This is a genomic window from Shewanella submarina (genome assembly GCF_042646185.1).
GTDB classification, from domain to species: Bacteria; Pseudomonadota; Gammaproteobacteria; order Enterobacterales; family Shewanellaceae; genus Shewanella; species Shewanella corallii.
Genome location: NZ_JBHRTD010000018.1, coordinates 239887 through 253386, shown reverse-complemented (window position 1 = coordinate 253386; position 13500 = coordinate 239887). Strand labels below are relative to the sequence as shown.

The window sequence follows — 13500 nt, the reverse complement described above, 5'->3', positions numbered from 1 at the left end:
TCAATTGCACTCAACGTACGAAGAGTAATAACTTCGGTTGGTGTGTCCTTAGGGTTGTTAGCGGATTGGACAGGCAATACCCTCGGCCCCTGGTGAAGCCTGGAAGGCTTCGATGTATATCGCCTGCAAGGCGATTACCTTGCCATGCCGCAGGCAACTTTGGGGCAACTCCGAGCAAGAGGAATACACCCAGTCCCCGTCCGGAGTTGCCGGAGGGGAATGGCTTAAATAGCAAGTTCTGTCATGGATGACAGAACAAGCGCCGCTGAACCAGGGATGGTGAATCGGCGCTGGTTGCGTAATTGAAGTCATTTCACGATGGATAATAACTTCGGTTGGGGCGCCCTTTGGGGTGGAGGGGGCTTTGGGCGCGCAAAGCCCCCTCCCCGGGTGTGGGTTGGAAACCCACGACTTCCTGCCAAACGAAGTTTGGCCAAAAGCCTGCCGCAGGCAAATGAAGCGACGCTTCATAAGTCCAATATCGCCCGCAAGGCGAAGGCCTTGCCAATCCCCCCGCCTGCGGCGAGTGGACGCAGTCCACTATCAACCCAACCAACAGTCACCACAATGTGACCCCATGACTCCCTGCCACAGGCAACACCACGAAAGCATCCCTCGGCAACCGAGGCCATGGTCGCCGCTCAAACTTGCATCAACACCAGGTATATTGTATACAATAACAACTCAAGACAATGCGGCTATCCCCATCAGCCCGCAGGCTAACCATAAAACGGAGCCCTTCAGGCAATGACTGACTCACAGGCAAACACCGCAGCCAGCGGCACAAACACTGCGAACACCAACCGTAATTCCTTCGCCAACTGGCAACCCACGGCTGGCATGACCAAAATCACCACACTGGAAATGCACACAGGTGGTGAGCCTCTGCGTATTGTCACCTCTGGGTTCCCTCATCTTAAAGGCGATACCATTCTGGCCAAGCGCCAGGATTGTCTGGCGAACCATGATGACTTGCGTAAAGCCCTGATGTTTGAACCTCGTGGTCATGCGGATATGTATGGCGCCCTGATTGTTGAGCCAGAGCGGCCAGACAGTGACTTTGGTGTACTGTTTCTGCATAACGAGGGCTACAGCACCATGTGTGGTCACGCCATTATTGCCTTGTCCAAGGCGGCGGTTGAGGCGGGAGTCATTGAAGCCTGTGAAGGTACCAATCATCTGCGTATCGATGCCCCGGCAGGCCTTATTCAGTCCCGGGTTGAGCTGGTTGAAGGTCAGGTGCAGCATGTAGAGTTCGACAATGTGCCTTCCTATCTGGATAAGGCGCAGCAAAGGGTTGAAGTCGAAGGCATTGGCGAGGTGGTGTTTGATCTGGCCTGGGGCGGTGCCTTTTATGCCTATGTGGATGCCGACAGCATCGACCTGAACCTTGGCACCGACAATGCCAACCAAATTATCGACTGGGGCAAGCGCATCAAAGCTGCCGTGATGGCAACAACCGACATAACCCACCCCTTTGAAGCCGATTTGAGCTTTCTTTACGGCGTGATTTTCACCTCGCTGACTCAAGTTATTCATCCCGGGTCCCACAGCCGTAATGTGTGTGTATTTGCCGAGGGCGAACTGGATAGAAGCCCTACAGGCACAGGGGTCAGCGGCCGCGCCGCCATTCACCATGCCAAAGGTGAGCTGGCATTGGGGCAGAGCATCCAAATCGAGAGTATTTTAGGTTCGCCCTTTATCGTGACCGCAATTGAAGCCTGTCAGTTTGGCCCCCACAGCGCCATTATTCCCCGGGTATCCGGCAGCGCCAATGTGGTGGGGCAGCACAGTTTTTACCTGGATCCCGCCGATCCACTCAATACAGGATTTATCTTCCGATGAAGACACAAGTTCAACCCGTACTGGAAAAGAGACAGGCAGCCCTGCGAGCCGAAATGGCCAGCCAGGGCCTGGATACCCTGCTGCTGTTTGGCTATGAGAATATTCGATATATCAGCGGCTTCAGTGGCCACGCCGCCTATCTGGTGATCTCTGCTCAAGATGCCTTCCTGATCTCAGATTACCGCTACGCCGAGCGCGCCAAAGCTGAGAGCGTTGGGTTTGAGGTGATCTGCCGTGACAGAGACAATGAGTCTCTGGGTCACTGTATCAACCGCTTTATTCAAGCCGCAGGTACTCGCTCAAACATCAGGGTCGGCTTTGAAGCTGCTCACATGGATGTTGCGACCTGGCATGCCATCGCCGCTGAGCTAGCGAGCAAATTTACAGACGAGCAGCTTGAGCCGGTTACCGGCATGGTCGAGGCCATGCGTATGGTCAAAGATGAGTGGGAAGTGGCACAAATTCGTCAGGCTGCCGCCATTGCCGATCAGGCGCTGGCCGATACCCTGCCCTTTTTTAAAGCTGGCGTCAGCGAGCGGGATCTGGCTCTGGAGCTGGAATACCGGATGCAAAAGCTGGGCTCTGAAGGCATGTCCTTCGATACCATTTTGCTGTTTGCCCAGCGCAGCTCCATGCCCCATGGCAGTCCTTCTGCCCAGCAGCTGAAATCCGGCGACTTTATCACTCTGGACTTTGGTGCCGTGGTCAATGGTTACCGCTCAGATATGACCCGCAGCTATATCTATGGCGAGGCCTCAGACAAACAAATTGCTATCTATAACACAGTGGCCGAGGCGCAGCAGGCCGCCATGGACACAGTCAAAGCTGGCGTGCCTGCTATCGAAGCGCTTAAAGCCAGCAACCGGATTCTGCAGGCCTCTGCTTTTGCCGAATTTGCCGGTGAAGGCCTGGGCCATGGTGTTGGCCTGTTCCTGCACGAGCAGCCCTTTATCAAGCCCGGCTGCGACTATGTGCTGCGCGAAGGCAATATCATCACCATAGAACCTGGTATCTATATTCCGGGCTTTGGCGGCGTGCGCCTGGAAGAGGATATTCTGGTGACGACAAGCGGCTATGAACTCCTGACCCATGCGCCCAAGCCTATGGTGCTGGAAGCCTGATAACCAGTTGACCCAAGAGTCAGCGTGAAATACAGAACAACAGGGATATTAACTGATGAAGATTATCGACAAGCAGCAGGTGGTTACTTCACTGAATTACGACGCCTTACTGCCAGCACTGAAAAAGAGTTTTGGTGGCAGCTTCTCCATGCCCAGACGTCAGGTGTTTGAGCTGGCTCCCGGCGATCCGGCACACAACGCCTTCGCGGTGCTACCCGCCTGGGATGAAGAGGTGATTGGCGTTAAATCCTTTACCTATTTCCCCGAGAACGCCAGGGATGGCTATGACTCGCTGTATTCAAAAATCATGCTGTTTGACCGTCGCCATGGCGTCCCCCTGGCTCTGGTTGACGGCACCAGCGTGACCCTCTGGCGCACCTCGGCGGTTTCCGCCCTGGCCGCCGACTTCCTTGCCCGCCCTGATGCCAAACACCTGGTGTTTTTCGGCACAGGCAACTTGGCCAGCTATATGATTAAGGCGCACCTGAGCGTGCGCGATTACAACAAGGTGACCATAATCGCCCGTAATGCCGACAAGGTTTCCAGCCTGGTGGCCAGACTGAGTGAAGAGTTACCCGACATCAGCTTTGTGTCCGGCGCCAGCACTCAGGAGATAATCTCATCCGCCGACACAATCAGCTGCGCCACAGGTTCTCCCGAACCTTTATTCAACGGCGACTGGCTCTCCCCCGGCACTCATGTGGATTTGATCGGTAATCACCATGCACACTACCGCGAATGCGATACCGCCACTCTGGTGCGCAGCCGTGTGTATGTGGACAGCAAGACCAATGTACTGAATGAGGCCGGTGAGCTGCTTATTCCTATCGCCGAAGGCGTATTTGAGGCCGAGCAGATCTGCGGCGAAATGGCAGACCTGTGCGCCAGCCAGGTGGGTGGACGCACTCTGGGACGGAAGTCAGACGAAGAGATCACCCTGTTTAAGTCTGTGGGCACCGCCCTGTCCGACCTGGTGGCCGCCAATCTGGTTTACAAGCTCGCCGCCCGGTTCGACTGATAGTTGTTTTAAGAATTGCTTAGTAGGGGTGCTTAAGCGATGAAGGACCAGGGCAACAAAGAAAGGGGCTATCCGGTGTGGATAGCCCCTTTTCCTTCCAACTTTCCTGTCAGCGTCTTTTCAACCTAAGCATTGCCAACAGCATCAGCGTCAACCATCCCAGGCTGCCACCTCCACCACCGCCTGTAGTTGGAGGCTCGGGAGCGGCTACCACACTGATATTTACCGCATCCTGATTGGCCGCCCCCAGACTATCAGTAGCCGTTACAATGAATGTCAGGGTACCGGCACTGGAAGGCGCGACAAAGCTGGCATTGGCCTGATTGGCATTGGTTACGGAGACACTGGTGCCAGCACTTTGTTGCCACTGGTAGCTGATGGTATCCCCTTCAGCATCAGTAGCAGAAGCTGTCAGATTGACTGTCTGCCCCACATTCGCCTGGGCATCTTCACCAGCAGAGACGGTCGGCGCAGTGTTGTTTCTGTCGTTGTCATTAATGGTCACCGTCAGCTCGCTTTGTCCCAGCGGCGCGCCATCTATTGCAGTCAGCGTGACCTTGAAGCTCTCTTCCCCTTCGACGGCATCATCATCAAGCAGTGACAGATTGAAGGACTGCACAGAATCATCACCGTCTGTCCAATTGAGTTCACCGGATGCATCCTGCACATCAGAGCCAACAACCGCGGAATCACTCTGCAGTTGATAACTGACCTTAAGTGCACCAACCTTGCCCCCGGTGCGTTGGACCTGTACCTGCACAGTGCCACCTTCATCTCCATCAAGGGCATTGACCGCAAAACCGACCGAACCCACAGCTTCACCTATGTTCAGGCTGTGATAACTGGGGGTAACCAGGGTTGCACCATTGGATGGATTAAACAGACGTACCCAGGCCAGCAACTGCTGTTTTTTCCCTGAGTCCAGCGTCGTGACCTGAATGGTCTTATCCGCCAGATCGGCATCGGCCCAGTTCAGAGTGCCTGATGCCTGTTGAAAATCCGTGTTACTTATGGCAGACCCTTCCAGCAGCTCCCACTGCACACTGACAGCACCACTGCCCGCAGGTCTTTGTACCTTAACCTCCAGCAGATCTCCGGCGCCGCCGCTGGTTTGCGGCGAGGCAAAGCTGATTTGCCCCTGGGTTGAGTTCAGGCTGGCATCCTTAAGCACGTACAAACCTGAGTTGATATCACTGGCCAGCACCAGCCCGGAGGGCAGATAGGGATAGACGCCCCAGACGCCATTAAAGGCATTGGAGTCAGAAGCGGGAAAGGTATCAAAGAAGCCAGCTTCGACAGGATTGGCGGGATCACTGATATCAAGGATAGTGACACCACGCTGATAATTGGACATGTAGTAACGACTGCCACGGGCATAACCATTGTGGTCGATTGCCGCCGTTGGCCCGGTCCACACTTTCACCAACTGTGGTGCACTTAAATCATCGACTTTAAACACCCTCAATGTCGTGTTCAGCGAAACCCGACGCTCATCCAGCTCATCATGCACATAGATATGCCGCTTGTCTTCACTCCACCAGCCTGAATGCACATACTCGGCATTCTGATAGCTGACATCCGCAAGTTGTCTGGATTGCGAGGGATTGGTGATATTCCACAGTCGCATGGATTCCACGTTGAAATCCATAAACACAGTGCACACAGGAGTCTGGCAGTTAGCCTGCGCCCTGCCATCGTCCACCACCATAGAGGCGGCATCATGGGTATAATCGGCGAGGGTCGCCCCTGAGTTGTTGAACAAGTTGTTGAGCACTCCGGGCTGGCTCAGGCTGTAGGTACGAAAAGCCCCACCGCTGCCACCCTGGCCAACGATATGCAGCAGAGGTGACATGCCATTGAGGGCAGTATTGGTGGTGTAATCTACATGACTGATATACACATTGTGAGCCGAGGTTACGGCACTGTCTGAGGTCACCAAAGAGATAGAGTCCGGCAAATTACTGAGATCGATAATCTGGATCTGATCTGAGCCTTCGGACGACACATAGGCGTGGGCTTTCCAACGTACAGCCTGGCTGTCAAACCACTGCAATACCTTGATATCCCGCCAACTGGTGCCACTGCCCTGCACTGTACCAACCTCTACCGGCGACTCGGGATCGGCCAGACTGACCACAGCGGTGCCATTTTGCAAACCAATAATGGCGTACTCAGTACCTGAGTTAAGGTCTACATGACCCCAGATATCATTGGCGGCACCGGGGGAGGATGAGAACGCTGACAGCGCCATATGAGAGACAAGATCGATATTGTCACAGGCAAAACCGGACGCCGTGCCGCCGGAACAATTTGCGCCGGGCTGACTCTGCTGCAGCGCGGCCATTTGTGCCAGTCGATTGTCCAGCTCAGTTCCGTACTGACCTATACCATCACTGATAACCTTAAAACCTCTCTCTGTCAGCTGGCCGGCAAACTTGGGAGGCACACCTGTAAGCAAAGTCTTGTTCAGACTGGGGGCCTGAGACAGGAAGTGGTCAACCCGATTATAACCACCGTAAACCGGCACAATATCACTGGTCAGCAGAAACAACTCATCGGCATTACTGAGGCTATACTCCCCCTCTGCCACCAGCACTTTATCGCCTTTATTGGCCTGACGTATGGCATAAGCCAGGCTGTTACAGGGCCGCAATGGGTTATCACAAAAGCCTTTATCCTTGCCGTTTGGCGCCACAAATCTGGCCTTGTCATGCTCTGCATGGGCATCAGCTTCGGGAATAATTGCCACTGCCGCAAATCCAAGCCCGGCCGCCACCAGTCCGGGCAATAGGGTATTGAACGTCCTCATATTGTCGCTCCTGCGGTCGGTTGTTACCGCCGCTTTATCGCTTTTATTTGTTTACTGCTCCCGATAAGCTAGCACACAAGCAACAAAACGATAACAAACCAAGGAAAGCTCCTGATGCAGCTAAGGATAATCGCCGCCATAGCCATGCCGTTAATCCTGGTCGCCTGTCAGCCCACTCCTACCCGGCTTGAACTGGTGCCGGTTTGGCGGGGTGCCCCCATTGCCTGTGGTGACACTATAGGAGCAATGTCTGCACCCCAGAGTCAGTGGCAACTGGCACAGCTGCAGTTTTATCTGTCTGAGTTCAAGCTGAATAATCAAGCTTTGACATTGCAATCAACTGCCCATCAACAAACGGATGTAGCACTGCTTGGCAGTGACTGCAGCGGCGAAGGGCATTGGACGCTCAGCTTTACCGATACCATAGATAACGGCGACCTCAGCTTTACTCTGGGAGTCCCTTTCAGTCTTAATCACCTTAATCCAATTAAGGCTGACTCCCCCTTGAATCAGAGCGATATGTTCTGGACCTGGCAACTGGGCTATAAATTCCTACGCCTGGATATAACCCGCACTCCCGATGAACTCAACCCGCAGACCGGCTGGAGTTTTCATCTGGGCTCTGCGGGCTGTGAATCTCCCAGCCCAATGCGCCCTCCTTCAGTCCCCTGCGCCGCAGAAAATCGATTCCGCTATCAGCTTGCTTACTCAGGACAACCTCGGCTGACACTGGAGCTGAGTGAATTGCTGCCAGCTAACATCACTGCAAATCCGGATTATCAGGAGTCATGTATGTCTGAGCCAGGGAATAAAGCCTGTGCGCCTTTGCTGAGCCAACTGGAGTCGGCACAGAGATCCGTTCAGCCTCTATGGTCATTGCAGCAGGCTGAGCCGCAACACAACAACACGGGAAACCTCAAAGAGAGTTCAGGGCAATGACAGGTGTTAAAGAGGCTGGTTTACTGATTATCATGCTGGGTCTGGTAACCCTGCCTGGCTGCTTACCCAGCCAGGAGCCAACCGAAGAGACTCAGGTTTACCAATGGGCTCTGCCCGATGACTTCCCCCTGCCCCAGGTCCCCCCAGAAAATCCTATGTCTGATGCCAAGGTTGAGCTTGGCCGTCACCTGTTTTACGACCGGGCGCTGTCAGCCAATCAACGCCAGAGCTGCGCTTCCTGTCACCTGCAATCCCACGCATTTGCCGAGCCTTTGCGGGTATCCACCGGCAGCACAGGCGAGCAACACAGACGTAATGCCCCGGCGCTGGTGAATATCGCCTACAACAAGAATCTGACCTGGGCCCACAATGGCCTGACTCAAATTGAGAGACAGGTGCTAATCCCCCTGTTCGGACAAGAGCCCATTGAGATGGGCGTCAGTGGCCATGAACAGCAGGTATTGCAGCGGCTTACCCGAGCACCCTACCCGGAGCTCTTCATCAAGGCCTATGGTGAAGCTTATGCAGGTAAGCCAGAGTTTATTCAGGTAACTCAGGCGCTTTCCAGCTTTGTCCGCAGCCTGATTTCCCTCTCCAGCCCCTTCGATCGCTACGCCTACTATGAAGATGACTATGCCATTAATGATCAGGTCCGGGCCGGTATGAAGCTGTTCTTTTCAGAGCGAATGGAGTGCCACCACTGCCATGGTGGCTTTAACTTTACCCAGTCCACCAGCCATCAGAAGCAGCCTTTGGACAGGCGGCCATTTCATAACATCGGCCTGTATTACACCAGCCGCACCAAACTAACTGATGACAGCCAGGGCTACCCGGACAAAGACAGAGGGCTGGGCGAGTTGACCGGTAAGCCGCAGGATGATGGCAGGTTCAGGGCTCCCACCTTGAGAAATATCGCTCTGACTGCCCCCTATATGCATGATGGCAGCGTAGCGAGCCTGGAAGAGGTGATTGAGATATATGCCGCCGGAGGCAGGGAGATCACCAGCGGCCTTTTCGCCGGTGATGGTCGCAGACACCCTTTCAAAAGTCCTTTTGTGAACGGTTTTGATATTAGCGCACAGGAAAAACAGGACCTGATAGCCTTCCTTAATAGCCTGACGGACGAATCGTTTATATCGAACCCTGCGTTCAGCGATCCCTGGCCTGTCACCGAGCAAATGACCAGCTTGAGATGAATCCCGAAACAATAAAGCCCGGCTCAATGCCGGGCGTTATCATCTGTTCATCGGTTTATCTGGTGCTAAATGGTACCGTCTTTCAGCAGGGCTTTGATCTCATCTCTGGCACTGAAGATATGGTCCTTCAGCAGGCTGCAGGCTTCGTCGATATGGCCACTGCGGCACAGGTCGATAAGCTGTTTGTGCTCACCACCTGACTTTTTAATACCATCAGCCAGCAACAGGTGCATGCTGATATAACGGTCGGCATTCTTATTCAGGTTACCAACAATCTCCAATGTCTGAGGACGACGCGCTCCCTGATACAGAAACAGGTGGAAACGGGTATTCAATTCAGCCCACTCATTAATACTGCCACCATCGGCAAAGGCTTGATCCAGAGCTGCCAACAGGGTTTCTGCCTCATCAAAATCTGCAGCTGACATCCTGGGCACTGAGCGGCGCAGCAGGTCGGCTTCCAGCATGGCACGCATTTCAAACAGCTCATCCAGATGGGCTGTATCCAGCTCTGTCACTATGGCGCCTTTATGGGCCTGGAACTTCACCAATCCTTCGGCTTCCAACTGCAAAAGTGCTTCACGAACCGGAATACGGCTGACATCCATCTCCTGGGCCAGTGCCGCCTGACGCAATGGCTGCCCTGCTGTGAATTCACCTGACAGAATCTTTTCGCGGATAGTATCAACAACAAACTCGGTGCGCGTCTTGTAGGTAATCTTCATCGTGGCATTTTGCATTGTGTATAAAAAGTCCCGGCAGTTTATGTAACTCATTAAAAAAAGGCCAGACAAGCTGGCCCTGGGATAGATGAAGCGCACAAGAACATAACCTTCCCTAATGGAGTTAATTCTCTGCTTCGGGGAAAGCAGAGAACTCACTCCGATGCATCCCGTATGGAAGGACCACAAACTCTTCCTCAGCTCTACATCACTCACATAAGAACGGTTTAGATGCGACTAAATCGCATTTTGTATGCACAATGGGCGCTGGAAACGTTCAATCGCCTGGCTGCCAACTGAGGTGCTGCGCACATCGGTGGAGCTGGGGAAAGGACCGCCATGCATCATGGAGTCACACACTTCAACGCCTGTTGGCATCTGGTTGTAGATGAGGCGCCCTACCGCATAGCAAAGCGACTCAACCACATTCTGGTTGGCAGCAATCAGTGCATCACTGCCATGGATGCTGGCGGTCAACTGACCTTCCAGCCCTTCCAATACCTGCTCCAGCTCAGCGGCATCTTTATAGGTCACCAGCAAAGCTGCCGGGCCAAACACCTCCTGATGCAAAGCCTCATTGGCAATAAACTCAGCTGCGGAAGTCGCGAACACCTGAGTGGCACAGCGCTTATCTTCACTCTGACCACTGGCCACCAGCCGGGAATGCTGTGCCAGGGTGTCACAACCCTTTTGATAAGAGCTGAGAATCGCCGGGGTCAGCATAGGCTGAGGGGCTGACTGCTCCACTTCACGGGATACGGATTGCTTAAAGCCTTCAGCCTCGGCCTCGCTCACCAGCCACAGACCCGGATTGGTACAGAACTGACCTGCGCCCATATTCAGTGATCCGACAAAGGTCACTGCCAGAGTATCTTCGTTGCCTGCAACCGCGCCAGGCAGCAACACCTGAGGGTTAATAGAGCCCAATTCACCAAAGAAGGGGATCATCTGCTGACGCTGCTTAATGCTGTCCAGCAGCGCCATCCCCACAGCATAAGAGCCGGTAAAGCCCACCGCCTGAATGCGGGAATGTTTCACCAGAGCATGGCTGATGTCATATGACTTGCTCTGCAGCAGCTGATACACACCAGCAGGCATATTGCAGCGGGCGATGGCGGCGGCAATCGCCTGAGTTACAATTTCACTGGTACCCGGATGGGCTGTGTGAGCCTTGTAAACCACTGGGCAACCTGCAGCCAGCGCAGAAGCGGTATCACCACCTGCGGCGCTGAATGCCAGCGGGAAATTACTGGCACCAAATACGGCAACCGGGCCAACGGGGATCTTGCTCAGCTTGAGATCCGGGCGTGGCAACGGCGCACGCTCCGGCAGCGCGCCATCATGGGCGATCACCTCTGGGTCTTTTTCCAGATTTCCTGCAAACAGGCGCAGCTGTCCCACAGTGCGACCCAACTCGCCTTTAATACGCATTTCAGGCAGTCCGGTTTCCAGCGGGGTGCGGGCCACCAGCTCTGCTTCCCGGGCCACCAGCTCATCGGCAATGGTACTGAGGAACGCCGCTCGCTCTGAACGGCTGGTTTGACGGTAGGCTTTAAAGGCTATCCAGGCTTGTTCGCAGGCAGCCTGCAGCTGTGCATCGCTGATATTCTGGAACTCAGGCGTCATGGCACTGTGGTCCAGCGCATTGATGGCACTGAAACTGCCTTCGCCTTCTGCAGCCCACTGATTGTTGATAAAACTCAATCCGGTCAGCATCTTGCTTCCCCTTAAACTAGTTGAAATCCGTTAACATAGGGATCGTCATCATCCACCAGGATCTGGTTGTATCCCGTGACCCTGGCCCATCCCTGAATTGAAGGCTTGATGGCGGTAATGCCACCGACTTCAGTAATTTCTTCAATCGTACCCACAAACTGGCTGCCGATAATCGACTCGTGGACAAACTTCTCCCCGGGTTGCAGCAGACCTTTGGCGTGCAACTGCGCCATACGCGATGAAGTGCCAGTGCCACAGGGGCTGCGGTCTATCGCCTTATCACCATAGAACACAGCGTTGGCCGCACTGGAGCCGGGAGTTTGCGGTTTGCCGGTCCAGAGCACATGGGAAAGACCCCGAACCTTAGGATCTTCAACATGGACACATTCCACCGCCTTACCGGCAATCTCCCGCACCAGCGGGCTGAACTTGAGGATGTCACCCGGCGTCCAGGCATCAATACCCGGGAAGTTTTGCTGAGGCTCGACGATGGCGTAAAAGTTACCGCCATAGGCGATATCCAGCTTCAGTCTGCCAAGTTCAGGCACATCAATTTCAATATCTTTGTGGGCTAAATACGCGGGCACATTGAAGATTTTGACCCACTCCACCTTGTTGCCCGTCATGGCGTACTCCACATTGATCTGCCCTGCAGGTACATCAATGGTGAGCTTGCCCGGCACCCGTGGCTTAAGCAGCCCGGCTTCCAGTCCGGCGGTTACCGTACCTATGGTGCCGTGGCCGCACATGGGCAGGCAGCCAGAGGTCTCGATAAACAGAATCGAGGCGTCGGCATTGTCGCTGCAGGGCGGGTAGAGAAATGCCCCGGACATCATGTCGTGCCCTCTGGGCTCAAACATCAGAGATTGACGGATCCAGTCATACTCCCGCATAAAGTGCAGCCGCTTATCTCCCATGGTCTCCCCTTCCAGCACAGGATGACCGGAAGTCACCAGCCGAACCGGGTTGCCACAGGTATGGGCATCAATACAAAAAAAGGTTCCTTTATTCATCTGCAAATCCTGCTCATAAAATCCAGGCCGCCCGCTGCGATTAACAGCGGCCAGCCCAATAAAGACTTACAGACCAAACTTGCTCAGATCGATACGGCTTTCCAGCGCTTGCTGGTAAACACGTTCAACATAGGCACGCTCTTCGCCCGCCAGAGGCAGACGTGGGGCACGAACGCGCTCACTGCCGCGACCCGCCAACTGCTCAGCAAACTTGATGCACTGCACCAGAGTTGGGATGGTGTCCAGACGCAGCAGTGGCAGGAACCAGCGCCAGATTTCGCGGGCTTCTTCGTAACGGCCCTGTTGTGCCAGGGTGTAAATCGCCACGGACTCGCGAGGGAACACATTGGTCAGGCCGGAAATCCAACCGGTCGCGCCCAGCATCAGGCTTTCCAGGGCGATATCATCCACACCTGAGAACACGATAAAGCGATCATCAAAAGTGTTGTACAACTCAGTGATACGGCGGGTATCTGTGGTGGACTCTTTCACCGCCACTATGTTGGCCTCTTCTGCCAGCACCTTCATGCCTTCAATGGAAATATCCACACCATAGCTGACCGGGTTGTTGTAGATCATGATGGGCAGTTTGGTCTGGCGGGCCACCGTCTGATAGTGGACTATGGCCTCGGCTTCAGTGGAGCGGTAAACCATTCCGGGCAGCAGCATCAGGCCATCTACGCCAATCTCTTCGGCATCTTTGGCAAACTGAACCGCAGCGGCGGTGGTGGTTTCAGCTGCACCACAGATAACAGGTACGCGACCGGCAATCACTTCTACTGCCGCCTTCATTACCTGACGCTTCTCTTCAGCGCTGAGCTGGCAGTTTTCGCCTACTGTGCCACACACAATGATGCCGTGTACGCCATCTTCAATCAGGCTTTCCCACATTTTGGCATTCTGTTCAAAATCAATTGAATCATCAGCTCTGAACTGGGTTGATACGGCTGGATATACACCTTTCCAATCTGGTCTCATTGCGGTTTTACTCCTGACTAAAAATCACTGGGAAATTGAAGGTTTATTTAGGGATTTAGTAGCGTTAATTTTGCCTTCCCGGCTATTGCTTGATTTTTAAACTAAGGTATATTGTATACAAAATCAAGCGGCATTTTTACAAA

10 protein-coding genes are annotated in these 13500 nt (G+C 54.1%); 5 read left to right on the top strand and 5 right to left on the bottom strand.

The window, feature by feature from the left end:
- Positions 1 to 747 precede the first annotated feature (747 nt).
- From ACFOE0_RS18215 to ACFOE0_RS18205, 3 genes are read left to right on the top strand one after another with little or no spacing between them, the layout of a single operon-like run.
- Positions 748 to 1845: a proline racemase family protein gene (locus tag ACFOE0_RS18215; RefSeq protein WP_248934037.1), complete on the top strand. Its 1098-nt coding sequence runs from the start codon at positions 748 to 750 to the stop codon at positions 1843 to 1845.
- Entirely contained in the window at positions 1842 to 2966 is a 1125-nt protein-coding gene (locus ACFOE0_RS18210; protein WP_248934036.1) for a M24 family metallopeptidase, read from the top strand. The genes ACFOE0_RS18215 and ACFOE0_RS18210 overlap by 4 nt, the downstream gene beginning before the upstream one ends.
- A 55-nt stretch (positions 2967 to 3021) precedes the next feature.
- Positions 3022 to 3984 (top strand): ornithine cyclodeaminase family protein, encoded by a 963-nt coding sequence (locus ACFOE0_RS18205; protein WP_248934035.1) that lies wholly within the window; start codon positions 3022 to 3024, stop codon positions 3982 to 3984.
- Between the two features lie 109 nt (positions 3985 to 4093).
- Here the strand turns inward: ACFOE0_RS18205 and ACFOE0_RS18200 are convergent, their stop codons facing one another.
- On the bottom strand, positions 4094 to 6793 hold the full coding sequence (locus ACFOE0_RS18200; RefSeq protein WP_248934034.1) for a choice-of-anchor B family protein: 2700 nt from the start codon (positions 6791 to 6793) through the stop codon (positions 4094 to 4096).
- A gap of 114 nt (positions 6794 to 6907) precedes the next feature.
- Between ACFOE0_RS18200 and ACFOE0_RS18195 the strand changes: the two genes are divergently transcribed.
- Positions 6908 to 7732, top strand: a complete 825-nt coding sequence (locus ACFOE0_RS18195) for an MbnP family copper-binding protein (protein WP_248934033.1) — start codon at positions 6908 to 6910, stop codon at positions 7730 to 7732.
- Entirely contained in the window at positions 7729 to 8928 is a 1200-nt protein-coding gene (locus ACFOE0_RS18190) for an MbnH family di-heme enzyme (protein WP_248934032.1), read from the top strand. The genes ACFOE0_RS18195 and ACFOE0_RS18190 overlap by 4 nt, the downstream gene beginning before the upstream one ends.
- Positions 8929 to 8993: 65 nt before the next feature.
- On the opposite strand, the gene ACFOE0_RS18185 is transcribed toward ACFOE0_RS18190, so the two are convergent.
- The 4 genes from ACFOE0_RS18185 to dapA all read right to left on the bottom strand — a co-directional run bounded on the left by ACFOE0_RS18185 (position 8994) and on the right by dapA (position 13357).
- On the bottom strand, positions 8994 to 9668 hold the full coding sequence (locus ACFOE0_RS18185; protein ID WP_248934031.1) for a GntR family transcriptional regulator: 675 nt from the start codon (positions 9666 to 9668) through the stop codon (positions 8994 to 8996).
- Between the two features lie 219 nt (positions 9669 to 9887).
- The gene (locus ACFOE0_RS18180; RefSeq protein WP_248934030.1) at positions 9888 to 11366 is read right to left on the bottom strand and encodes an aldehyde dehydrogenase (NADP(+)); all 1479 of its coding nucleotides are present in this window, start codon (positions 11364 to 11366) and stop codon (positions 9888 to 9890) included.
- 11 nt (positions 11367 to 11377) lie between these two features.
- Positions 11378 to 12379 carry a 4-hydroxyproline epimerase gene (locus ACFOE0_RS18175; RefSeq protein WP_115137372.1) on the bottom strand — a complete coding sequence of 334 codons (1002 nt, stop codon included), beginning with the start codon at positions 12377 to 12379 and terminating at the stop codon, positions 11378 to 11380.
- Between the two features lie 66 nt (positions 12380 to 12445).
- Positions 12446 to 13357 carry a 4-hydroxy-tetrahydrodipicolinate synthase gene (dapA, locus tag ACFOE0_RS18170; RefSeq protein WP_248934029.1) on the bottom strand — a complete coding sequence of 304 codons (912 nt, stop codon included), beginning with the start codon at positions 13355 to 13357 and terminating at the stop codon, positions 12446 to 12448.
- Positions 13358 to 13500 lie beyond the last annotated feature (143 nt).

Coding starts and splice junctions, on each gene's coding strand:
- ACFOE0_RS18195 (WP_248934033.1), top strand. CDS start 6,908: ATGCAGCTAAGGATAATCGCCGCCATAGCCATGCCGTTAATCCTGGTC.
- dapA (WP_248934029.1), bottom strand. CDS start 13,357: ATGAGACCAGATTGGAAAGGTGTATATCCAGCCGTATCAACCCAGTTC.
- ACFOE0_RS18215 (WP_248934037.1), top strand. CDS start 748: ATGACTGACTCACAGGCAAACACCGCAGCCAGCGGCACAAACACTGCG.
- ACFOE0_RS18205 (WP_248934035.1), top strand. CDS start 3,022: ATGAAGATTATCGACAAGCAGCAGGTGGTTACTTCACTGAATTACGAC.
- ACFOE0_RS18175 (WP_115137372.1), bottom strand. CDS start 12,379: ATGAATAAAGGAACCTTTTTTTGTATTGATGCCCATACCTGTGGCAAC.
- ACFOE0_RS18185 (WP_248934031.1), bottom strand. CDS start 9,668: ATGCAAAATGCCACGATGAAGATTACCTACAAGACGCGCACCGAGTTT.
- ACFOE0_RS18200 (WP_248934034.1), bottom strand. CDS start 6,793: ATGAGGACGTTCAATACCCTATTGCCCGGACTGGTGGCGGCCGGGCTT.
- ACFOE0_RS18210 (WP_248934036.1), top strand. CDS start 1,842: ATGAAGACACAAGTTCAACCCGTACTGGAAAAGAGACAGGCAGCCCTG.
- ACFOE0_RS18180 (WP_248934030.1), bottom strand. CDS start 11,366: ATGCTGACCGGATTGAGTTTTATCAACAATCAGTGGGCTGCAGAAGGC.
- ACFOE0_RS18190 (WP_248934032.1), top strand. CDS start 7,729: ATGACAGGTGTTAAAGAGGCTGGTTTACTGATTATCATGCTGGGTCTG.